This is a genomic window from Enterococcus larvae (assembly GCF_017830045.1).
Classification (GTDB): Bacteria; Bacillota; Bacilli; order Lactobacillales; family Enterococcaceae; genus Enterococcus_L; species Enterococcus_L larvae.
Window position 1 is genome coordinate 130,598 of record NZ_JAEDXU010000007.1, and the last position, 22,888, is coordinate 153,485.

General features: G+C 39.2%; 25 protein-coding genes. 19 read left to right on the forward strand and 6 right to left on the reverse strand.

All coding sequences use genetic code 11. From position 1 onward, the window contains the following. Window positions 1-426: 426 nt before the first annotated feature. The 9 genes from I6N96_RS13650 to I6N96_RS13690 all read left to right on the forward strand — a co-directional run bounded on the left by I6N96_RS13650 (window position 427) and on the right by I6N96_RS13690 (window position 7,257). On the forward strand, window positions 427-729 hold the full coding sequence (locus I6N96_RS13650) for a TIGR04197 family type VII secretion effector (RefSeq protein WP_209558108.1): 303 nt from the start codon (window positions 427-429) through the stop codon (window positions 727-729). Window positions 730-731: 2 nt separating this feature from the next. Next, complete coding sequence (locus I6N96_RS13655; RefSeq protein ID WP_209558109.1) at window positions 732-1,082, forward strand: DUF3958 family protein; 351 nt, start codon at window positions 732-734, stop codon at window positions 1,080-1,082. Further along, window positions 1,079-2,902: a DUF3114 domain-containing protein gene (locus I6N96_RS13660; RefSeq protein WP_209558110.1), complete on the forward strand. Its 1,824-nt coding sequence runs from the start codon at window positions 1,079-1,081 to the stop codon at window positions 2,900-2,902. The genes I6N96_RS13655 and I6N96_RS13660 overlap by 4 nt, the downstream gene beginning before the upstream one ends. Further along, entirely contained in the window at window positions 2,899-3,822 is a 924-nt protein-coding gene (locus I6N96_RS13665) for a hypothetical protein (protein WP_209558111.1), read from the forward strand. Before I6N96_RS13660 ends, I6N96_RS13665 begins: the two co-directional genes overlap by 4 nt. Before the next feature lie 59 nt (window positions 3,823-3,881). Then, window positions 3,882-4,091 (forward strand): hypothetical protein, encoded by a 210-nt coding sequence (locus I6N96_RS13670; protein ID WP_209558112.1) that lies wholly within the window; start codon window positions 3,882-3,884, stop codon window positions 4,089-4,091. Between the two features lie 131 nt (window positions 4,092-4,222). After that, entirely contained in the window at window positions 4,223-5,485 is a 1,263-nt protein-coding gene (locus I6N96_RS13675; protein WP_209558113.1) for a hypothetical protein, read from the forward strand. Continuing rightward, a complete protein-coding gene (locus tag I6N96_RS13680; protein ID WP_209558114.1) occupies window positions 5,482-5,955 on the forward strand; it encodes a hypothetical protein in 474 nt (157 codons plus the stop codon). The genes I6N96_RS13675 and I6N96_RS13680 overlap by 4 nt, the downstream gene beginning before the upstream one ends. A 149-nt stretch (window positions 5,956-6,104) precedes the next feature. Beyond that, window positions 6,105-6,380 (forward strand): hypothetical protein, encoded by a 276-nt coding sequence (locus I6N96_RS13685; RefSeq protein WP_209558115.1) that lies wholly within the window; start codon window positions 6,105-6,107, stop codon window positions 6,378-6,380. A 367-nt stretch (window positions 6,381-6,747) separates the two neighbouring features. After that, window positions 6,748-7,257: a DinB family protein gene (locus tag I6N96_RS13690; RefSeq protein WP_209558212.1), complete on the forward strand. Its 510-nt coding sequence runs from the start codon at window positions 6,748-6,750 to the stop codon at window positions 7,255-7,257. Between the two features lie 458 nt (window positions 7,258-7,715). On the opposite strand, the gene I6N96_RS13695 is transcribed toward I6N96_RS13690, so the two are convergent. The 3 genes from I6N96_RS13695 to I6N96_RS13705 all read right to left on the reverse strand — a co-directional run bounded on the left by I6N96_RS13695 (window position 7,716) and on the right by I6N96_RS13705 (window position 10,230). Beyond that, a complete protein-coding gene (locus tag I6N96_RS13695; RefSeq protein WP_209558116.1) occupies window positions 7,716-8,342 on the reverse strand; it encodes a DUF6273 domain-containing protein in 627 nt (208 codons plus the stop codon). 97 nt (window positions 8,343-8,439) lie between these two features. Continuing rightward, on the reverse strand, window positions 8,440-9,210 hold the full coding sequence (locus I6N96_RS13700) for an ABC transporter permease (RefSeq protein WP_209558117.1): 771 nt from the start codon (window positions 9,208-9,210) through the stop codon (window positions 8,440-8,442). Between the two features lie 81 nt (window positions 9,211-9,291). Then, a complete protein-coding gene (locus I6N96_RS13705) occupies window positions 9,292-10,230 on the reverse strand; it encodes an ABC transporter ATP-binding protein (RefSeq protein WP_209558118.1) in 939 nt (312 codons plus the stop codon). A 493-nt stretch (window positions 10,231-10,723) separates the two neighbouring features. Between I6N96_RS13705 and I6N96_RS13710 the strand changes: the two genes are divergently transcribed. From I6N96_RS13710 to truA, 6 genes are all read left to right on the forward strand, one after another. Beyond that, window positions 10,724-11,479 carry a tandem-type lipoprotein gene (locus I6N96_RS13710; protein ID WP_209558119.1) on the forward strand — a complete coding sequence of 252 codons (756 nt, stop codon included), beginning with the start codon at window positions 10,724-10,726 and terminating at the stop codon, window positions 11,477-11,479. Then, the gene (locus tag I6N96_RS13715; RefSeq protein ID WP_209558120.1) at window positions 11,476-12,786 is read left to right on the forward strand and encodes a hypothetical protein; all 1,311 of its coding nucleotides are present in this window, start codon (window positions 11,476-11,478) and stop codon (window positions 12,784-12,786) included. Before I6N96_RS13710 ends, I6N96_RS13715 begins: the two co-directional genes overlap by 4 nt. 10 nt (window positions 12,787-12,796) lie before the next feature. Beyond that, the gene (locus I6N96_RS13720) at window positions 12,797-13,156 is read left to right on the forward strand and encodes a hypothetical protein (protein WP_209558121.1); all 360 of its coding nucleotides are present in this window, start codon (window positions 12,797-12,799) and stop codon (window positions 13,154-13,156) included. Continuing rightward, complete coding sequence (locus I6N96_RS13725; protein WP_209558122.1) at window positions 13,157-13,456, forward strand: hypothetical protein; 300 nt, start codon at window positions 13,157-13,159, stop codon at window positions 13,454-13,456. A gap of 127 nt (window positions 13,457-13,583) precedes the next feature. Then, window positions 13,584-14,192, forward strand: a complete 609-nt coding sequence (locus I6N96_RS13730) for a hypothetical protein (protein WP_209558123.1) — start codon at window positions 13,584-13,586, stop codon at window positions 14,190-14,192. Window positions 14,193-14,400: 208 nt separating this feature from the next. Continuing rightward, window positions 14,401-15,141, forward strand: coding sequence for a tRNA pseudouridine(38-40) synthase TruA (gene truA / locus I6N96_RS13735; RefSeq protein ID WP_209558124.1), 741 nt, complete (start codon window positions 14,401-14,403; stop codon window positions 15,139-15,141). Between the two features lie 240 nt (window positions 15,142-15,381). Here truA and I6N96_RS13740 read toward each other — a convergent pair whose 3' ends face one another. The 3 genes from I6N96_RS13740 to I6N96_RS13750 all read right to left on the reverse strand — a co-directional run bounded on the left by I6N96_RS13740 (window position 15,382) and on the right by I6N96_RS13750 (window position 18,073). After that, window positions 15,382-16,701 carry a glycosyltransferase family 2 protein gene (locus I6N96_RS13740; RefSeq protein ID WP_209558125.1) on the reverse strand — a complete coding sequence of 440 codons (1,320 nt, stop codon included), beginning with the start codon at window positions 16,699-16,701 and terminating at the stop codon, window positions 15,382-15,384. Further along, window positions 16,698-17,210: a hypothetical protein gene (locus tag I6N96_RS13745; RefSeq protein ID WP_209558126.1), complete on the reverse strand. Its 513-nt coding sequence runs from the start codon at window positions 17,208-17,210 to the stop codon at window positions 16,698-16,700. The genes I6N96_RS13740 and I6N96_RS13745 overlap by 4 nt, the downstream gene beginning before the upstream one ends. An 80-nt stretch (window positions 17,211-17,290) precedes the next feature. Beyond that, on the reverse strand, window positions 17,291-18,073 hold the full coding sequence (locus I6N96_RS13750; RefSeq protein WP_209558213.1) for a PhzF family phenazine biosynthesis protein: 783 nt from the start codon (window positions 18,071-18,073) through the stop codon (window positions 17,291-17,293). A gap of 215 nt (window positions 18,074-18,288) precedes the next feature. Between I6N96_RS13750 and I6N96_RS13755 the strand changes: the two genes are divergently transcribed. From I6N96_RS13755 to I6N96_RS13770, 4 genes are all read left to right on the forward strand, one after another. Then, a complete protein-coding gene (locus tag I6N96_RS13755) occupies window positions 18,289-19,686 on the forward strand; it encodes an aminotransferase-like domain-containing protein (RefSeq protein WP_209558127.1) in 1,398 nt (465 codons plus the stop codon). Between the two features lie 218 nt (window positions 19,687-19,904). Continuing rightward, window positions 19,905-20,717: an ankyrin repeat domain-containing protein gene (locus tag I6N96_RS13760; RefSeq protein WP_209558128.1), complete on the forward strand. Its 813-nt coding sequence runs from the start codon at window positions 19,905-19,907 to the stop codon at window positions 20,715-20,717. Between the two features lie 209 nt (window positions 20,718-20,926). Beyond that, complete coding sequence (locus I6N96_RS13765; protein WP_209558129.1) at window positions 20,927-21,997, forward strand: hypothetical protein; 1,071 nt, start codon at window positions 20,927-20,929, stop codon at window positions 21,995-21,997. Between the two features lie 171 nt (window positions 21,998-22,168). Continuing rightward, a complete protein-coding gene (locus I6N96_RS13770) occupies window positions 22,169-22,834 on the forward strand; it encodes an HI_0552 family protein (RefSeq protein ID WP_209558130.1) in 666 nt (221 codons plus the stop codon). Window positions 22,835-22,888 lie beyond the last annotated feature (54 nt).

The following is a 22,888-nucleotide window of genomic DNA, read 5'->3' on the forward strand; positions in this document are numbered from 1 at the left end:
GTAATAAATTTGTCTAAAAAGTGCTCTGTTTCGTTTTATAGGAGTAATTATATCCTGTTATCCATAAAATTCAAGAACAGATTAATTGATTGGGGAAAAACATGGATCGCTCAATTTAGAAGAATTTTAGTGTAAGACATTGATATGTGATGAAAACGCAATTCTTAGTAGATTAGAGACTGTTATTCTTTGTTTTGCTCAACTTCTTTGTCCATCTGTCATTCATCATGATAACTGGCCAAAAGACCGTTATTCTTGCTTTATTGTGTAGAATATGCTGATTGCACATGCTATACTTTTTTTAAAGTAAAAAATAGTCGGTCGTCTGATATAGAGTTTAAAGGCCTGTTTATTTAAGAGGTGGACGTCTATCGTAGTGTGAGGTACAAGCCGAGAGAGGAATAAAAAAAATCAGGAGGAAATAAAATGGTTGGAGTCAATAGTAATAAAGAGGTTGCCGGACAATTGGCGACAGGATTATTCAATGCGCTAGATACATTGAATGCTGCGACATCTGTTAGTGAAGACGGGCAAACAACGGTAGCTGGGAATGCTAGTGCGAAGGAGGCCATTGCTTCTGCACAAGCGGCAGTACTTCAAGTCAGTAGTTCTATCGGAAATGCGGCTGCAAATCTGCAATCGGTAGCTTCGGAGTTTGCGGCTGCTGATGATCACCTTAAGAATAGCGTTTTTGGACAGCTCCCAAAACCTAATTCAGGAGGTCGCTGATCATGACAGTAGAACAGGATGCTGCAGGAAAAGAGCGTATGTTAACAGAGAAACAAGATGATTTGAAGCTTTCTCAGCGACAACTGGAAAAAATCCAGGATGATTACCAAGAACAGTTTCATTCATCTGATCGTCTATTTTATGAATTAAAGGAAAGCTTTCATGGCAATGATTTTTCATTACTATTTGAAGATATCCATACAGACCTTCAAAAGGAACAGCGAGTGATCACGGATCATTTGGAGGAAGAGCGAGACAGCTTAAACAAGAAGGAAGCCGATTGTCAGGATGAATTGGATGAGCTTTATTATGAAAAGAAGCGACAGGCTATTGAAGAGGAGGAAACACCTTGAGTATCGATATGTATCTATCTACTGCCAAATCTCAGGCAACAGGTGCAGCAACTATGGGAAAATCCCATGCACAGGGATATGAAGCGCTGCAAAAAGCAGCACAAAGCTTCGCGAATGATTCGGTTTTGCAGGCAGATGCCTACACTTCTGCAAAAGGGATGTTCAATTCAGTAATCGTGCCGTTGATTCAAGCTGGTCAACTCTTATCCGAGAGTGTTGCAGAAGCTTGTCAAAAGTTTCCAGAAGAGTATACTGCCCAAGTTGATAGCGGGGATTTGAAATCTTCAGAACTGGAAGAAAAGATTCAGCGATTGGGAAATGAAATTCAAACGCTGCATGCAATCCGAAGCAGCATTGAATCCAGAGACACAGCTGATAATATGAAGCTGAGACAGCTGAACTCAAATAAAAATGCTATTGCCGGACATGAAGCGGCAAAGAAAAAATTAGAGGAGCAGTTACAGAAGCTGCTGGATTTCCACGCGTCGTCCCCTTCTCTTTTTTCAGAGATCACTACACTGACGAATGCAGTCAATCAAGGATCGTCTATTGCCGGTAAGTCTTGGCATGCGGCATCTGGCACGTTTAAATTGCCGGAAGGTACAGACATGTCATGGACAAAGGATGTCAACAATCGTTGGCAAAATCGCCAGTTTGCGAAAAAATATGATGTTCAGTGTCCGAAGGAGATGACGGCAAAAGAGTATCAGGAATATTTGAAGACTTTGCGTGACCAGAAGGATATTCTTTGTAAAGAAGACGGCTGGGATGAAGAAGCATTTAAAGCGTATATGAAGCATGTCAATAAAAATCTGGCATCCGGCGGCAAAGACGTCTTTGACCGATTGAATCAGATCAATGTGGAAACACGATTGGTGGGGTCGGGGGTTTACGAAATGATGTTTGATGCAGCAGATATGACAGAACAACAGAAAGTAAGATTAGTTCTTAAACAAATGGGAGCAGCCGTTGATGAAAACAACATGCTTCAGTTGCAAGGAACGCATAAGTTCGATCCTATGATGCCGCCGCATAGTAAATTTTTAGAGAAATTTGCTGAGAGTGTAAAAAAGGGTTATCCAGAGGGGTTAATTATCGGGGGGAACATTGGAGTAAATGAAGAAGAATTACGTATGATTCATCAATTTAGGCATTTTATTGATCTTCAAAATTTATATTACATTAGGGCGAATTTTGAAGGAGCGACTGACTATGAGAAATTGCTTGCATATGCTAAAGAAACTAAACAAGATCTATTATATGGAGATACAGCTCAATTTCATAATAGAGTTAAATTTTCAGTAGATAAAAATGGAAAGATTATTCGAGATAAAGATGATAAAAAGGTCAAAGAAAATCTTGATAAGCAGCTTAATGATAAGATAAAAACTCAAAATGGACTTTCTGAATTTATTGTCAATGTGGAGACAGGTGCCTTTGTTTCACAATGGGATCAGTTAAAGACTGAAAAAGGAGAGGAAATATTTATAATTGAAAATGATAAAGTAGTTGGCGTCAACTCAAATAAAATTAATAGTAACTACAAAGACTATGACTTGGTTGGAGTATCAGGAAAAGAGATTGCGGATACTGAGTCCTTTAATTATGAAGAAGGAGATAGATGGCAAGATGTAATACTCAAGGGAGAGTGGGAAATGTTACTTAAAAATGGAAAGCATAATCGCTTTGATATGAAACCTGGAGGCTCAGAAGGTTTGGACAGCAATATTAGAAGTGAGTCTAAAAAGAAATGGCCTTATCCTGAACCTTATAATGAACTATATAACAGTGAAAAGGATATTCGAGGTTTTGTGAAATGAAGAAAATATTATCTCAATGTATCTGTGCTGTTATCCTGATTCTAGGTATCCTTCTTCCTTTTACACCTGTAACAGAGGCTAAAGAAACTGTAACTGATATCATAAGTCAAGAACGCTATTTAAAAATTAACAATGCAATAAATACAGTATTTATTGATACAGTTGAAAATAAAGGCTTTTTACCCAGTAATACTCTCTATACTCTGTATAAAAATGACAATAATATGACTCTGTCATTTTACAATCTATTTGTGGAATACGATCTGGACAATGAAAAGGAACAGCTTGAAGTAACCAATTATTTTTCAGCTATAGAAGAATTGGGTTTGACTGCATCTTTACAAAAGGATAAAACGATAATCGTTCAAGAAAAAGATGAATTGGCCTTATTCGAGAAGTTACTCATTCAATTGATGGACTATGTTGATCTAGAGAATGGTTTACTTAAAGTCGAGATTTCCTTTGATGATATAGGAAGACCAGACAACGTTACTTTTTATGATTCAAATAATGAAGGTTTTTTTTGGTATAAAATCACTTATATATCAATGATAGAGTATAATTTCAATTTTATTTTTCGTAAATTGTCTGAACCGGTATATCGTGCGTATTACACAATAAAGTATTTTATGGACCAACATATACTACAAGGACTATTAGCAATTTTTATTCTTCTGAGTTTAATCGTTTTGGCAATTCTGTTACTGCTTAATTTCTGTTCATGGTTGTATACGAAGCGAACGAAGAAATCCCTCGCTACTAAGAACAAAGTATGGGTGCTATTCATCATAGGAGTGTTTGTTTATAGTTTGCTTCTCATTGTCCCATACGGGATTCTGATATTACTTCCGCTAGATATTATTGGTGGTGGCGTAAAAGCTGCAATTTTCTTCTTCAAGAAAGTATTTAAACGAGAATAGGTAGAATAATGATAATTTAATGTCAATGACAGAATATACTATTTGGTGATTATAAAAAAATGGATTTTCAGTATATTGTTCATTCAAATAAAAATAGTGGAGATGATGAACAGGAGTATATCATTTTCGATGTTTTGACATCCGCTACAAAAAGTGTCACAGAAAAAGAGTTTGAACATTCCATTCACGAGGAAACTGGGTTAACTTACTCTGGGAACGAATCGACAAATACTATAGAGCCTCTATACGTTGAAAATTATGTTGATTAGTTGAATGCTTTTTTTACCAGTGGTTGCATTGTTATGATTGCAAAAGAAGAACGGTAGAGAAGCTTAGAATTTACTTGGTAATGAGTAGGGTCTTCTGAATGTCCTTTTAAAAAGTGAAATGGTGGTGTTAAATGAAAAAAATATTGCTTATATTAGCTTTTTGGCTAGTTCTGCTGTATCCATTAAATTCTTTTGCAGAGAATGATGAAAGTCAATTCATAAACGAACGAATCGAAAATGAAGCCTATTTAAAAATAGATGGCAATTTATTTATTGATGTTTATGGAGAAAAAAGTTTTTTCAAAGAAACAGAGTACACGATTTATCCTGAAAGCACGCATCTCTATGCTATAGGAGCAGAATGGGAAATGGAATGGATTGAATTTGACCAATCAGCTTATTTGAGAGGTATCGAAACCTTAGATTTAACTATTTCTGACCTGAAAAATAATCAGTTCGAATTAACAGACAGAAAAGAAATGATTCAATTTTTTTCTGTGCAAGATGAAGGATTAAGTTCAGATATTGAAAAGATTTCGAAAGCTGAGATTCTATTTGATAATGAGTATCGTCCAAATGAAGTTTCCTATTTTGATAAAGGCGGTAAGGTTAGTTATTCTTATACAATTGACTATTTGTCGAAGTTTAGCTATTACAGTAGTTATTATGTCAGAAAGAGTCTAAAGCCTGTGTATTATATTTACTACACAGCGAGTCATCTCTTTGAAACTCAAAATTTTATGGAAGGTTTTCTTTTTAGCATAATCATGCTTCTTTCTGTTGTGTTGTTTGTCTGGGCAATCAATCGGTGCCTTTCGGGCATTTGGAGGCTATTTACCAAAAGAGACAGGAATAAAAGAGAAAAAATCATAACTATTGTGAGTAGTTTCATCGTTGTATACGGTATACTTGCCATTTCTATGTATGGTTTTTTAGGACTTTACCTACTTGTATTCGTCACCAGTATTCATTGGTTCTTTGGGCGTGTAAAAAAAATGTTTTTCTTGTTGATAAGTGTACTTGCTATATCAAGTTGCTCGACAAAAAGAATAGTAGAAATTAATGATTTCAAAGAAAAAATTTATGCAGGAATGACCCCGAGCCAAGTTGAGAGTAAAATGGGAAAGCCTGAAAAAATCAGCAATGACAACGATGAAGTAATCAGGCAACGTGAAGAAGATAGTGAATCCTCAATAGATATATGGACAGAAAAAAATTATGATTATTTTGACCTTTTTTTCGGAGAAAAAGAAGAGTATTTTTTTGAAAAGATGGATCAGGAAGTGGGTTGGTCCTATTACGAATATGAGTGTGAAAGAGGAGCTGTCAAAAAAGTAGAGAAGTTTAGAATTTATTTCGTAGATAATGAAGTCGTCTGGATGTCATTTCCATGATTGAATGGGTTACAATTAGTCGAAATCTGGCTAAAAAAAAGATAGCTGCTCAATCAAAGGAGAAGGTCAGATTACGAGTTCTCATTTTTCTATTAGTTACCTTGAGCAGTCTATCAACTTGCCGGAACATCCAAGAGAATTTAACAGAATCCGATTTTTTACAGCTGCGAGCTGGAATGACATCTGATGAAGTGATGAATATGTTAGGAGAACCAAAGAAGATTATCATTGATAATGATGAAGTAAATCAGATTAAAGAGGTTGAATCTGAGGAAATAACTGATAGATTACCTTATGAAGATATGTTGGCTTTTTTTGGTAGTGAGACGAAGAAAAAGGAATACAACGAAAAAAGAACATCCTCAAATAATTTAATCTGTTACCAATATGATTATACTTATTCTGGTAATTCGGAAATTTGGAATATATATCTTGTAGACAATGAAGTGGTTTCTATGACCTTCCCGTAAAAAATAGAACTGAATCCAGAAAAAACGACCAATAGGGTCGTTTTTTCATTTATAAAGCATTCTTAATAAAAAAACAGTTGTTCGTTGACCAACTATTGCGTATAATTTTTATAAAAGAAGAAAACGTTTACATTGGAGGAGGAAGTAAGATGAGCAAGAAGTACATGAATTATGTCGGGGAGATTTTAACGGATGTAGAGTATCATGGATTGGGAAAGCCTACAAATTTTATGGAGGTGCATATGGAAGTGGAGTTGCCGTTCCGTTTGTATTGTAGGACCCATGAGGATGATTGGGAAGAAGTGACAGAAGAAGAGCGGTCTGTGTTGGTGGAAGGCTTGGAGGACAAAAAGTCGAAATATTCCAAAAATGATTACCGCTACTATATGCTGGATTTTCAGCTGGCAAGTCTGGAAGCCTTGTAGGAAGAAACAAATGTGTTTAACATAAGCTTGTCTCAAAAAAATGTATAGTACTTAGAATGAAGCATGCAGGTCAAACGCAGTATTTGATCTGTATGCTTTGTTGTGCAAAAAAGTATAGCCGAATCACTATTTCATCAACTGGTTTTCCTTGCATTCCAGTAAAAATAGTTTGGAATAATTGAATGCATAGAGACAACGTAGTAAAGTATTTTATAGAGAGTTGTATCAACAAGGGAGAGGCACTGACAGGTCTCAATCTTTAAAATATATAAAAGGTGTCTGAGGATTTCTGTTTTTGATGGACTTTTCGTTCGTTACAGGTTTGAAGCAGGGAGGAGCTTTGGCACAATCTCAGAGGAGGATCATGATGAAAGTTACACAATTATCTATTGATACGCTACAGCGAGCACAGGAACGTTTTGAAGAAACATTGGAGCAAATGAGTGTCGCAGATGCTAATACGATGCCGGAGCCTTTGATCAAATCAGTTACGTGGTTGATTTGGCATACTGCACGCGAACTGGATTATCAGCTTTCAGGGCTTAACAACACTGAGCCGCTTTGGATAAGTGCCGGTTGGACAGAAAAGTTTGCATTGGATTTACCTGATGACACTGAGGACTGGCGTCATACACCTGAGGAAGCGGAGAAGGTTGTCGTGACGGATAAGCAATTGCTGCTGGATTATTTAACTGCCAGTGTGGAATTTTCAATCAGTTATCTGGAGGCTCTTGATGAGGCAAGTCTTAGCGATGTCATTGACACAAGCTGGACACCGGCTGTTACCCGTCAGGTTCGGGTTGTCTCAGCGATCGATGATGCGGTGATGCACTCAGGTCAGGCGGTCTATACGAGAAGATTAGTCATTGGCAAGTAGCTCTAGTGGGCTGAAAGATATGCATAAGTGAAGGGGAAAATTTCTTCGGTTTCAATAGAAGATGACAAATCAAAAGAGTGTAAGACAATAATCCAATTAGAAATTGTCCCACACTCTAAACACGAATAAACGGCGAGCCAAAAGCTGCTCCTTCGGAATTAAGCCGAAATTGCTTTAACACGAGAGTGGGACAATAATCTGTTGCCACTCTTTTCCATACCCTAAATCCGAATAAACGGCGAGTCAGAAGTAGCTCCTACGACAATAAGCCGGAATTCAACAAAAATTTGTGAAACAATTTTCGTGAATTCCGGCTTATTGCTTGTAGCTAAACACTTCTGTCTCAGCCTCGTGGCAAAGTACCTACTTGGATACTGAAAATATGAACAGCTATTTTCGTCTATTTCTTCTTAATTCTCGGAGTATCCCATTTTTGGCTCAGCCTCTTTTTTGTTTGATTAAGATTCCAGCTTCAGCCATAAAGCAGGGCGAACCCCGCCTCTATTATCGCCTGATATAGGATGGAGAGTATTGCTGCTGTACTTAAAGGTGCCGTTTCCCTGTATACCTATGTTACCGTCACCGTGAATGTACACTGCTCGCCGATTTCCACGACCGGGTGACCGAAGCCACCACCACCAGCCTCTATTATTAAAATAGGCTTCTCTTTTTGGGTTATTTTCATCTTTTCGTTGGAACCAATATCTTTGTTTTTTGCTTGGATTGTAGAGCAGCTTGCTGCTGTCTCCAAAGTACTGACAAACAGTCTCTTCAATTGATAATAAGAAGATATGATCCTGTGTGTCTTCTCCACCAATTGAGTCATACCATTCATTGTTTGAGTTCTTGTTGCTTGTCGGAATGATCCGTACTTTGTCTGCCTCGGTAAAACTATTATAAAACGCATCATTGAGATATTTTCTTAATGCGCAGTCAGCCCAAGTAATATCTTCAGGTGTATCATGGTATTCACGCTGTTCTATGATTTCCTCGGTCATAAGCAGAATAGATTGTTCTTTGACAGCAAGCACACGCCAGTTATAGTCGCCAAATGGCAGGATTGAACCAATTCTAGCTTCTTCCACCTATCTTCCTCCCTCGTTTTCATTTCAGTTAATAATAAACATCCATTTCTATTTTTGAGGATTGTATACCTTGTAAAGCTTAGTCTTATTTTCTAGTCTAACTTCTCAAGCCACGGCCTTTTTGAATCAGGTACCAGCAAATAATATAAAGCACAGAGATAAAAAGGACTAGGATTGTAAGCGAGATGACGATCGGCACATCCATCGTTCCAAGGAAGCCATATCGGAAACCTGAAATCATATAAACGATCGGATTGACCTTGGAAATTGCCTGCCAAATTGGAGGTAACATAGAGATTGCATAAAAGACACCGCCAAGATATGTCAATGGCTGTAAAACAAAGGTCGGTACAATGGAGACATCATCGAATGATTGTGCGAAAATCCCATTCAGTAAGCCTGCCAATGAAAATAGAATAGCTGTCATCAATAATGTGACGATAACAATAAACCATGAATACACGTGAAGCGGTACGAAGAACAATGAAATCAGCGTTACAAGTGCGCCAACCAGCACACTTCGACCAAGTCCCCCGATAACAAATCCCCAGATAATCACATGTGTCGGTACTGGTGCAATCAATAATTCTTCAATATTCTTCTGAAATTTTTGTGAGAAAAAAGAGGAAGCAACATTAGAATAAGAGCTCGTGATGACTGACATCATGATCAGTCCGGGCACGATGAATTCCATATAAGAAAAGCCGCCCATTTCTCCGATTCGTCCGCCAATCAGGTTTCCGAAGATAACAAAATACAGTGAGGTAGTGATCACTGGCGGTACTAAAGTTTGTATCCATATCCGCAAATAGCGGTTGGTTTCTTTTACAGCAAGGCTTTTTAGGGCCGTGAAATATAGGTTAAACATGTTTAAGCTCCTTATTTATACGTATTGATTTTTTATGAGATTGTCTGGAAGCCAGTATATCCACATTGATTGACTCATCTCTTATACAGATGCGCCTGTTGATACATGGCGATTTTCTTCAGTGATTTTCAGGAACAGCTCTTCCAAACGATTGGATTTATTACGCATAGAAAGAACCTGTACGCCTTGGCGGGTAAGCTGTTCAAATAAGTCGTTCAGTCCTTGATTGCGTTCAACTTCAACAGCAAGCGTTCGCTCATCTTCAAAGACACTGTTGTATCCAATAATTTCCGGTGTTTTATCAACTGGTGCCAAATCAAAAATAAAGGTTTCAAACTGAAGTTTCCCCAGAAGAGTCTTCATACTGGTGTTTTCAATCAGTTCTCCGGATTGGATGATCCCAATATTACGACAAAGCATTTCAGCTTCCTCTAAATAGTGAGTCGTCAAGATAATTGTCGTTCCTTTCTCATTCAGCTCTCTTAGAAAATCCCACATCTCCCGCCTCAGCTCGATATCCACTCCGGCAGTGGGCTCATCTAAAATAAGCAGACGAGGCTCATGCATCAAGGCACGTGCAATCATCAGGCGACGCTTCATCCCGCCGGAAAGCATCCTTGCCCGAACGTCTCGCTTCTCCCACAAGTCAGACTGTTTCAGGTATTTTTCGCTGCGTTTCAAGGCTTCCTTTCGTGAGACACCATAATAACCAGCTTGATTGACAACGATTTGCTGGACAGTCTCAAATGGATTGAAATTGAATTCCTGAGGCACCAGACCGATTTGCTGCTTAGCAAGTACTAAATCTGTGTCTAGGTCATAGCCAAAAACCTTTACGTTTCCGGAGGTTTTATTGACAAGGGAAGTGATGATCCCGATGGTTGTGGATTTTCCGGCACCATTTGGGCCTAAAAGTGCATAGAAGTCTCCTTCCTCGACGCTTAAGTTGATTCCACGTAAGGCTTCGACACCAGTGTCATAGACTTTTTTTAAGTCAGTTATTTCAAGTGCATAGGTCATTTACTAACGATCTCCTTTTGGTTATTGATATTCTTTTCAGGGGGATATCCCCTTCTTAAATTTAACATGCCTCCTTATTCTAACATTAGTACCTTTATTTATAAATACGAACGCCTGTAAATGGAAGAGATATAGACTGAAATCATATATATAGACATAATTAACTATGGATATAATAGAAACGAAAGGCACTATGCTGAGAGGTGTTTTCTATTCATTTTTCTCTTTCAAAAAATTATTTTAAGTCGATTGAATAGTGAATGTCGATATTTATTCAATGTTCTTAAGTAAGTAAAATATATAGCGACTGAATTGATGAGAGCAGAAATACGAGAGTGAGTTTTCTTTGAGAGAGAATTATTTAGATGAAGTAGAGCGTTAAAAAATATGAATGTAGTTATGTTATTTCTGTCATATAGGTGAGGATAACGAGCGAAAGATATAGTATAATCTATAAATGTTTGCTAAAAGAAGGCAATAGGAGGAACTGGTGTTGAAAAAGGGAGTAATGATTATTGGAGTAATAGTAATGATAGGTCTGGTAAGTGGTTGTGAAACGAAAAGCAAAGAAGAAGTCGAACAGAGCTTCGACAAAGTGTTAGCTATGTACCCCACTAAAAATCTGATGGATTTTTATGATATGGAAGGATATCGTGATTCAGAGTTTGATGAGGATGATAAGGGTGTGTGGTCAATTAGCTCTGGTATGTCAATAAGCCAAGCGGAGGAAGCGCCATTATTATCGGAAGGAATGGTACTTAGAATAAATTGTAATACTAAAACATCTGAAGGATATTACTATATTAGAAGTACACCCTATGATACAAAAAAGGAAGTAACAGAGGAGCGTTACCCCGTAATATATGATGAACAAGGATTTCACTTAACAAAGAAAATCTCAGATGCTGCTCTTGAGGAAAGAATTGAAAATTTTCAATTTTTTGTGCAGTATGGAGAGTTCAAGAATTTGGATCGATATGAAAATCTTCGGAAAATGTATAATGCAGAGGTGCCTATGTATGAATTGGAATATCAGTTGACCAATAGTGATTTAAACGTTCAACAGTTGCGAGAGCGATACGATATTCCGATTGAAGACGCGCCAACATTGGTATTGTCTGGTCGTGGAGAGCTAGATGGTTCCTCTGTTGGATATAAGCGAACAACAATTCAATTTACTAAAAATCCACCAGTATTTTTTTCGGATTCTATTAATTATCAACCTACTAAAGAGGAGGATAATGAGTGAGTAATTACACATTTGATGAAGAGAAGATAAAAAATTTAACCAGTGATACAGAATCAACCAGTGCTATTTCAACGATTGCTTATGAGATAGAAAATGCAAGATATAACGGTGTAGAGAATCAGCAAATTAAAGAGCAGGTAAACGAGTTAAAAGGTAACGGCAACTTCCCTTCCAATCTTCAATTTATTGATGCAAAATACGATAAAGCGACCAGCCTTTGTGCTGTAGCGTTTCAAGATACGAATACAGGGAATGTTACTGTTGGATTTGCTGGAACCAATCTTAGCAATGGCCTGGGGGAGAGTGCAAAGGATGTCGGGCAATGGGGCGCGATTGCTTTCAGTAGTGACTCAGCATCTTCCCCATATTTCAGTAAGGGCGACGAGTTTATCAAGGGATTGCAGAAGGACGGTTATCTTATAGATACAGTCACAGGTCATTCCTTGGGTGGACGTAACGGTGCGATATTGGGGATGTCCAATAACATTCCCAATATTGTTTTGTACAATGCGGCACCATTAAGAAATAATCTTGCGCAAGGACTTGCTAGTGGTATCGGCTCTAATCCTTTCAAAGATCTTTTACGGCTCTATTACGGTATTGAGCTGGATAATATCATCAAGAACTACGATGGTCGACTGGTCTATATGATCTCTGAAAAAGATCCGTTGAATAGTGTAGCCGGACTTTTCGGAAGTCTGTATCCGGGAGAAAAATTCGTTATTCAAAATGGCAAAGGGCACGATATGGCTTTCTTCTTGGATAGGGAAGCACAGGCTTTCATTAAAAGAAAGCTGACATTAGTAGATGAAAATGGGCGAGTGATCTCTGGGGCAGAAGCAGCTAAAGCCTTTACGACGGCAAGAATGAATGCGCTGAAAAGTATGAAGAAGGACCTCCTTGCTAAGGGGGGAGGTAGTCTGACAGGTGCGCAGAAAATATACTTGGATGCGATGGAAGCTAAAACCATCACGGAAGGCATGATTATGACCACGCAGGATAAGATTGCAGAGATGAAAAAAATGTATGAGCGAAGCATCGAAAATGCCGAAGAGCTGTGGCAAACAACGAAATCAGATGCGGCAGGTTTAGGGGAACATCTTTCTTCAGCAGAAGAAATCAGCGCATTGGCATCTGGCAATGCGACAGAAGCCAGTATTTTGACAGAGCCGGTTCAACTATGTGAAGCTGCGATGTCTAAGCTGACATCCTATGAAGGGAAATTTACGTCCCTTTTAAGTGATATAGAAACAGCTATTCAAAAGCAAGTTGCCGTAGATCAAGAATTGGCAGCCTATTTGGGTTAGGGAGGTTCTTATGAAACAGGAGATAGAGAAGAAAATGTTGGATTCAGAAGAAGCCTATCAAGGAAATCAACGGGAGCTGGAAGAGAATTTAGAGATTATTGCAGAAGAGAAGCGACACTTTTTTCGTTATTTAGATAATGCCGCTGAGCAGCTGCGCATTATTTCGCATAGACAAACCTATGAGGAAGCGTTGGATTTGACCTCTGGTTTTCGGATCATAGAGCAGACTCAGGAAGAGGCTGAGCATATCGTGAAAAAGGTGCATGTTTCTTTAGAGGATAAATTGGAGGAAAATCAGTCTAATTATCGTAAGCAGCAGGATACTTATGAAGAGGAGCTCTACTTGCTGAAAAAGGAGGAAAATGGTTAGATGTTTGATGATATAATGAGTGGTGTCAATGGGCTTGTAGAAGACACGAAGGAAAACCTGCTCAATGCGCGTAAAAGCTTAGAGAAAAATCTGATTCGTATGTGTGTAGCCAGTCCGAGTCATGCGACATCAGAAACGCGAAAAACAGTGTTGAAAACGATGGAACAGACACATCTGCAGGAATTAGAAGGTCTTTGCACCTCATATACAGCGGATCTTTCAACAGCGGTCAAAGGGCAGTGGGTAACAAAAGCCAAGCAGTCTATAACGGATGCTTCAAAGGTGATGAACAAGGAATAGCAAGAAAATTTGGCAAGTTGAATCGTAATTCAGGGTGGAGCAATTTTTCAATAGGAGGATTGTTTCGCTCTTTTTTTGTCTCAGGAAAAGCTATCGAAAGAAATAGTTACTGCAGGAAGGAGCAGCTATGATAACATTTGATCTTAGAAAAAGGAAAATTCGAGGGTGGAAAAGAAGAGCGAAGAAAATTGAGCGTTGGAAAAATGCTTATATGGAGCTGGATAAGAAGGCTCTTGCAGCCTATGATCGAGACTATGTCAAAGTATGGATCGCGCCATTCTTTTCTCTACAAAAACATACCCTGCCTTTCTGGTACAAGCGCCTAGTTATAGAAGCGCTGTTGGAAATCTATGCTTCGTGGAAGCAGACGATGGATACATTTGATGAACCTTATTATTTGAAGGTATGGGTTTTTGAAAAGGAGTTCATGTCCTCTCAGGTGGTAGTCAGTGCTAGAAGCTATCTCCATTTTTATGATCAGACCTTTGAAGGTTTGAAGCCGGTAGGTGCACTTCCCGATGGAATGATGGTTGAAGCCGCGAAAGGATTGGACTGGGAGCAAGGCATTGATGTGGCTGCTTGGTTTGAAAGAGAATTACAAGAGGATCTGCAGAGTGAGCTATACTCACAAGAAGAGATACAAGCAATCAGGGAGTCTGCTTATAGAGTGATAGAGTATAACGAAGACCTTATTTATCTCATTAAAAATGACACTGTCTGGGTAGGAGGACAGTAAATAATTAGTTCATGAGAAATGTGCGAATTGCCTTTTATTGAAACATTCCGTTAGGCTTGCTTTGACGGGTTTAGTAAATAATCAGCGTGATTCCTCTATCCATGATAGAATGAACAGGAGTCGCTGCTAGTGGTATAACTACTATATCGGCAATACGACAAACCAGCAGCAAACCTATCGAAAGAACAGAAGGAGTTAATCAACGACTATGCGAAATATCAAATTAACGATTGAATATGACGGCGGCAGATACCTTGGCTGGCAAAGATTGGGGAATTCAGACAAAACGATTCAAGGGAAAATCGAAAATCTTCTGACGCAAATGACAGGAGAAAAAATTGAAATTATCGGCTCAGGCAGAACGGATGCCGGGACACATGCAAGAGGTCAGGTTGCGAATTTCAAGACGGGTGCTGTGTTGACTGTGAATGAGATGATCACGACACTCAATCATCAGCTGCCAAGAGATATTGTCATAACGAACATCGAGGAAGTTCCGGAACGCTTTCACGCCCGTTACAATGCTGCTGGGAAAAAATACAGCTACTATGTCTGGAACGATGTGATCCCTTCGGCATTTGAACGAAACTACAGCTTTCATTACCCGCAAGAGCTTGATTTTGAGTTGATGAATGAAGCCTGTGAAAAAATACTTGGAAAGCATGATTTTGCCGGTTTTTCTGCTTTGAAAAAGACAAAGAAATCGACTGTTCGTACGATTGAGGAGCTTTCGATCAAAAGAGAAGGAAGCATGCTTCATTTTACATTTGTAGGGGATGGCTTCCTGCATAAAATGGTTCGCATCATCATGGGGACTCTTTTAGAAATTGGCTCTGGAGAGCTGAAAGTGGATATAATCGATGAAGTACTTGAAAAGAAAATCAGAGAAACGGCTGGAGAAACGGTACCTGCTCAAGGGTTATTTCTCGATGAAGTCTATTATCGCTGATTGTTGAAGACGAATGGCAGAGAAGAGGATTTGAAGCTGTCTGATCTGTTCAGAAACTGCTAAGAGAGTGGGACAATAATCTGTTGCCACTCTTTTCCATACCCTAAATCCGAATAAACGGCGAGTCAGAAGTAGCTCCTACGACAATAAGCCGGAATTCAACAAAAATTTGTGAAACAATTTTCGTGAATTCCGGCTTATTGCTTGTAGCTAAACACTTCTGTCTCAGCCTCTATTTTTTTATTCAGTGGTGGTTTTAGCTCCTTGGCGCTCAGGGCTCACCCATACTCCTGAGCCGTAGCCCAAAATAGTTTTGACGGCAGGGATGAAGGTAGTGACAATCGTTACAGCATTCATCATCCAGAAAAACAGCATATACAAAGGGGCAAAGAATAAATAGTTGATTTTACGTCCACGGTCGTCTACCAGCAAACTGGCGGCAAGTTGAAAAATCCCGGCAATCATTTCAAAGCAGACGAAAATAAACGCCATGGTAAACATGTGGTAAATCCGTTCGTAATTTCCTGACAAAGAGAAGTTGATCAGGTTGAAAAGGAACGCAAACGAAGAGAGCCAGAAGAAGAACGACCAAAGAATGCTGAAGCTCTGGTCCACAAACATCAATGTCCGTCCAATATTTTCAAAAGGATGGAAAAGGACTTTTTTGAAATTAGTTAGCCAGACTTCTGTACCGCCCTTTGCCCAACGTTTTCGTTGGCGATAAAGCATCGTTAAGGATTCAGGTACCTCCATAAAGAACATGATCTTTGGTGCAAATAAAGAAATCCATCCGTTGAATTGGTGATCCCATGCAATACTGATATCCTCTGTTGCTCTGTCTTGTCGAAATAGGCCTACATCGATCAATGCGTCTTTTCGATACATCGTGTTAGCGCCGCTGTAAGCATAGATCCCGCCAAGAACACCGACTTGCGTGCGTTTGATTATTCCAACAATACTGGAAAATTCTACAGTCTGAGATTTTCCAATCAGAGTGGCTCGATTCTGAACGTCCATATTTGCTGTAACGGCTGAAATGTTGATTGCATCTTGGCGAATAAAGTAATTGACGTATTTCCAAAGTGCATCAGGCTCAGGGACGGTATCCGCGTCGTTGCTCAAAATCAGTTCCCCTTTAGCAAAAGCAACACCAATATCAAAAGCATGCGCCTTCCCTTTGTTTTTTTCGATTCGTATGACACGCAGATTTGGGTAGCGATCCATCAATTCAGCGAGGATATCAGGTGTAGTGTCTGTAGAACCATCATCTGTGACCAACACCTCATAGTTTGTATAGTTGAGGTTGTTCATTAAGTAAGTAATCGTATTTTCGATAACAATTTCTTCGTTATGCACAGGGACCATGATGGTAATGAAGGGCTCGATTTCTTTTGGTATGGGTATCCACTCGATTTGCCGATGTCTGAACAAAAACGTGTAGCATAAAACACCAATAAACCATGAGAAAGCGCCCAAAATAGGATAAGTAATTAGAATCAAGAAAACAAGAGTTAAAAAAACATCTGCGATGGTGTTTCCTGTGTGGGCCAAGGTGATCATAGTGATGCTCCTTCATTATGAAACAGCTTTTGAATACTGTCTGTTTCAAGATTTTGTTCTTCTTTTACAGAATAAAAACGAAGAGATTCCCGTTCTTCTTTTTGACCAAAGCGTTCTGTATAAAAAGACTCTAAACTTCTTTTCCGAATAGCCAGCACTTCTGGCTCGTATAGAGGTTCTTTGCGTAAACGGTAGTTGAATCGATAATTATTCCATAGGGTTAGTCCTATAAATACAATTGTGATAAGCACAAAAGCAAAAAATAAAAAGAGGCTTAGAAAATCAAAGGTAACGAATCCTTCTAAGTAAGTTCTGAAATGCAACTGTCCAGCAGTCTGAGGCAAAAAGAAGGGGAGCATCAGCCAGACAAACGGCAGGAAGACCCCCAGCCAGGCAAGAGTAGTCAGGAAGCTTTGGCGTAAGGTCATACTAACATGCTTCTTTTCAAAAAAAGGATCTGAAATCAGCTGGTTGGCAACCTCTTCACGAGTAATATTTTTTTTATCCATAAGAAAAACCCTTTCTTTGCTGTAACATCATCATTGAAGCATGTAAATTCATAGATGGTCATGGTCTTTTCAGAAATGCCTTAAATAGAGGCTTCCCCTTTTGCGTATAGAACAGCCTGACCACCAATAATGACCCGCTCCGTCTTAAATTCACAGTCTAAGACACCGCCGCGGGCAGATACCTGAAGAGCCTTCATGTGTACTTTATTCAACTGTTTATTCCAATAGGGGATCAGATTTGAATGGGCGGAACCGCAGACAGGATCTTCATTGATCGTTAGTTTTGGGAAAAATGCTCGTGAAACAAAATCGACTTGTGTGCCTGATGCAGTGACAATTACACCAACGCCTAAATGAAAATCCTTCATTTTTGTATAATCAGGAGTCAATTGAGCAACAGCTGCTTCATCTTCTAAAACAAAGAATAAATCTCGGGCTATGTATGCTTCTCGAATTTTCGTGCCAAGAGCTTGTTCATATTCCGGTAAAATAGGCGTTTCTTTCGGAAGAATACTTGGGAAATCTAAATAAAAGAAATCATTTTTTCTTGTTACAAACAGCGGTCCGCTCTGACTTGTAAAGGTAATTGTGTCTCCGACATAGTCATAGTAAGTAAACAGGACAAAGGCTGTTGCTAAAGTCGCGTGACCGCATAAATCAATTTCACGATCTGGTGTGAACCAACGCAGTTCAAAAACATCTTCTTCGCAAACTGTAAAGGCTGTCTCAGAAAGATTGTTCTCAATAGCGATTTTTTGCATTTGTTCATCAGCTAGCCAGTTATCCAACACAAAAACTGCAGCAGGATTGCCGTGAAAAACCTTGTTTGTGAACGCATCAACAACAAAATATTCCATAATAATTTTTCTCCTTCGAATGAATGTATTTGTAGAATTTTGAGCTGTCACAATCTGTGCTCTATAATGAATGGGGTGTTTTATTTATAGGGCAGTACTTTCGTTAGGTAGACTACAAGCGACTGAACAGCCAAATACTTTTATCAGTAGTCCTATCTTAAACGCTAAGAAAATGACATTCAATGATATAATTGTATGGAATACAATTTAGGAGAATGCTTATGTCTATCAATCAATTTGACGATTATCCGCTAACTTGGCGACCGGATAAAGGAAGTCTTAAGCGCCCAGTCTATAAAAGCTTGATCAAACAGCTGGAAGAGGACATTATTTCCGGAGCGCTTCAGAAGAATACTCGCTTGCCTTCGCAACGAGAACTGGCTGATTATTTGGATATCAATTTTACGACAGTAGGTCAGGCATATAAATACGGAATTGAAAAAGGCTTGCTCTATACGAATATTGGAAGCGGGACCTTCATTTCTCAAAATGCCTTCAACTCTATTACGATTTCTACGGATAAGGTAAGAGAAGATATCATTGATTTTGGTCTAGTAAGCTCATTTGAAGAGTGCAACAAATGGGTCGTTCCTCATATCAAGGCAGTCAGTGAAGAAAATCATTTGATCGACCTGTTAAATTATCAGGACCCATTAGGCAGTGAGAGGCAGAAAACCAGTGCAGCTCAGTGGCTTTCTAAGCAAGGCGTTCGTACGAGCACAGATAATATCGCCGTAGTTTCCGGTGTTCAAAATGGCTTGGCCATCATTCTGGCGGCTTTGTTTTCACCTGGAGATAGAATCGCTGTTGATCGCTACACCTATTCCAATTTTATTGAACTGGCAATACTTTTTCATCTAGAGGTTGTCCCGATTGATTTTGATGAGTCCGGCATGCTGCCGGAGCTTTTAGCAATAGAATGCAAAAAGAAGAAAATACATGGTATTTTTTTAATGCCGTCCTGCAATAATCCGATTGGCTTTCAGATGAGTTTTTCCAGACGACGGGAACTTGTCGAAATTATAAAAAGAGAAAAATTATGGGTGATCGAAGATGACATCCATGCATTTATGACGAACTATTTTCAAGAGGAACTGGTTCCGCCATTTCAAGCGATGATCCCGTCACAAACTCTCTATCTTGCAGGGATGACGAAATTCATTTGCTCCGGGTTGCGTGTGGCGTATCTGGTTTTTCCTCCGCAAATCAGTTCATTGATTCGAAAAAGTATCTTTAATATCAATGTCAAAACTTCAGGATTGGATACAGAAGTGATCACAAAAATCCTGCTTTCAGATACAGTCGATACGATCTTAACAGAGAAATTCCAGCTGACAAAGAGAGCGAATGAGCTGTTCGACAGCTATTTCGCGTTACCGAGACCTAGCAATTTGTATCCGTATTATCGTGTTATTCCTATCGATTCATCTATTGAACAAAGACAAATAGAGCAGGATTTTCTGAAGCGAGGAGTTCGTATTTATCATTCCAATCGCTTTACGATACAGAAGCAAAAAGACCCGTTTATCCGAGTATCGCTATCTTCTAATGGTTTAGATGTATTGGATGAAGGCCTGCAGATCATTAAAGAGAGTATTGGTATGTATACAAATTCGTAAAAGCATAAATAAATAAGGACAATTGCTTGCAAGTGCAATTGTCCTTAGTTTCTTTTTGAGATTATACCGGCAAAAAAAGTTTTGAGAAATTTTTTAGTTTGCCTTTATGGATAGAATCATTAATTAAGTCAGTCATATTAATAGACAAATAGCAGGATGTTTACTAGATTATTGATAGAGAGGCTAACGTCTGATCAATGTTAAAAAGGGGGATAAGGATGAAGCCGAACAAACTATTATTAAGCGTGGCCGGTCTAATGGGAATAGTAGCGTTAGCAGCTTGTCAAGGAAAGCCGAATACTTCAGCCTCTAGTCAAGTCTCTTCAATGAGCAGCGTCTCTACTTCCTTAACATCTATAACTGAGACGATAGAAACCAGTGAAACGATGCAAACATCAGAAGAGCAGAAGGAAGTGAAAGAAGCTGTGAAGACTTTTGAACCGGGGACTTTATTGACAGCAGTCAATCAGCGGAATCTTGATCAGGTGAGAGAAATCCTGCAAGATCCAAACTATGTGATAGATGAGGTGGATGGGGAAAATAATACCCCGTTGAACATTGCTGTTCATAATAATGACGTTGAAATAGCAAAGCTGTTGATCGATCGCGGAGCAGATATCAACAAGCAGAATACTATCAGTGATAGTCCGTACCTATACGCAGGAGCTCAGGGGCGAACAGAAATATTGACGTATATGTTGGGAAATGCAGAACCAGACCTGACGGTTCACAATCGTTTCGGAGGTAATGCGCTGATTCCGGCAGCTGAAAAAGGACATATCGACAATGTGAAGCTGCTGTTGGCGGATGGTCGTGAGGATATCGATTTTCAAAATAATTATGGGTATACGGCACTGATTGAAGCAGTAGGACTTCGTGAAGGTAATGAGTTGTATCAAGAAATTGTTCGAGTCTTGATGGACAACGGAGCCAATCAGCACATCAAGGACAATTCTGGGCGAACAGCAATGGATTATGCTGTGGAGAAGGGCTATACCGAAATCAATGCGATCCTGTCGCAGTATGATTAGAGCAGGTAAATGATAAAGAGTTAGAGTGAATAGAAGAGTAAGCCCATACCTTACAGGCTGTATCCTGTAAAGTATGGGTCTTTATCAATTTACTAAATAACGTAGTTTTCATTTAGAAGTTCTTGTTGATAGGAGGTTTGTTATCAAGTAATATAGAATCAAATGGATTGTTAAATGAAACAAGTAATTAATTTGAGGAGTTGGGAAAGTTGAAGAATAAAAAAGTTCTTATTGGTATTATTATTTTGGTTGTTGCGGTGGCTGGGGGAGTCGGCGGGTACTTTGCCTATCAATCTTATCAGGCAGATCAACAGGCAAAGCAGGAAGCAAAAAAACTGGCGGATCAGTTAAACAAAAAAGTCTCTGAAGTGGAGTTGGCTATGGACGAAACATATATCCACTTGCCGGATTCTGACAGAGAAGATTATCTGCAGCTGCTGAAAGATGCGAAGGATGTCGAAGAAGTCGAGGCGCTGGAGCAGGAAATCGCTGAAACAGACGAAGCGAATACTTTCTATGATAAGGAAATTATTAATGCAGTGAAGGTAGGGATTGAAGCTCGTTGGAAGCTAGTCAATGCAGATGGAACAGTAACTGATTTGAATGATGAGAAGGAACAAGAACGTTATTTGAAGTACATCAAGGCTGAAATCGAACCATTGACTGAGTATTTAGACAAACAAACGAAAAAACCGGAACTTGCAGAAGCATTTACAACGTATTATGACGCAGTAAAGCAGCAGCTTGATGCAACGGAAGAGTATAAGCTGAATTCCAATTCTTGGAAGAATCAGTACAATAACGGCACCAATCAGCGTGAAAAAAGTATAGCTGAGTTTGTTCAGAAATATGATTTGACTCTTGATGAAGAATATGAAGACGATTTGACGGAGTTCATTCTTCGTTATTTACCAGACAGCAGCAATAGAGAACTATTTAAAGAAATGACAGCAGATATCTACCAACAGCAGGCAAGAGAAGGCGATAAGAATAAAGGGGACAAGCTGATCGTGACAGGGAAGGTTGTACAATCTGTCGAAGCGACGAATGGCGGTAGTGCACTCGTACGAGTAGCCACTGCAGCTGGAGAATACAATAACTGGAATGATGATGTCTTTTATGTAGTGATCCCAGGAGATATATGGGGAGAGAAACGCTTGCTGGAAGGAGATATGGTGACGCTTTACGTGGTTACCACTGGTCTATACTCCTTTGAAAATACTGGCGGCAGTACAACCACAGAGCCTTCCGGAGCATGCTATACGTATGATTTAAACTAAATTGCATACAGCAGTAGGAAAAGAAGTCTATCTCTGAATCAACTTGAGAAACAAATAAGAATAGAGTAAGTAAAGCTGATGCCTTCCTTGGATGAAAGAAGATTTTTCTTTCCAATCAAGGGAGGCAAAATGCTGAGGAATATTGAAAAAATATTTGGAGGAAGAGACAACGTGAAACTGACTATAGAGGATTTTCAATTATTCGATCGGGAAGTCTATACGTTTAAGCAGCTGAAGGAAGCTCTTCCGGCATCGATGATCGAACAAATAAAAGCGGAGTATAAAGTACGATGGCAATCCTGGAAATCGTTACAGCTTCAGACAGCAGCCTTGCTTCCTGAGAGCTATCAGATGAGAAAGCCGAAAGTTGAGAGCTGGACAAATGGTTGGAATCTGCGCAGCCATTTTTGGTGTGCTTACCGCAGTGCTGATCGTGAAAATGAAAATACTTGTCTGGCCGTACTGTTGAATAAAAAGCAATTTCAAATCTACCTCATGTTTCAGCATTATAAGAGTGAGGAACGGATGGGTAGTGTAGAAGAATATAATACGCTGCTGCTCTCTTTGGATGCGTGGAGCAAACACGTAGCAATCGAAGAGTATTACATTTGGCCTCAGCTCGAGGACGAGTTGACGGATCATCTGCCGTTGGCGGAGTTTTTAGCAGATAAAGAAAAGCAGGTACTGTTCAAGCAAAGGATGGGGAATCGCACCTTTCAAATCGGTAAGCTTTTTTTCAAAACAGAAGATATTGATGATATTGTTGCGCATACGACAGCTGCATTGAAAGAGCTGTATCCCCTCTACTTTTCATTGAGCAGCAAAGGCTCTATATAGAAAAAAATCCGTTTATTTATCGACCTTTTAAAAGAATTTCTAAACAAAGGGATA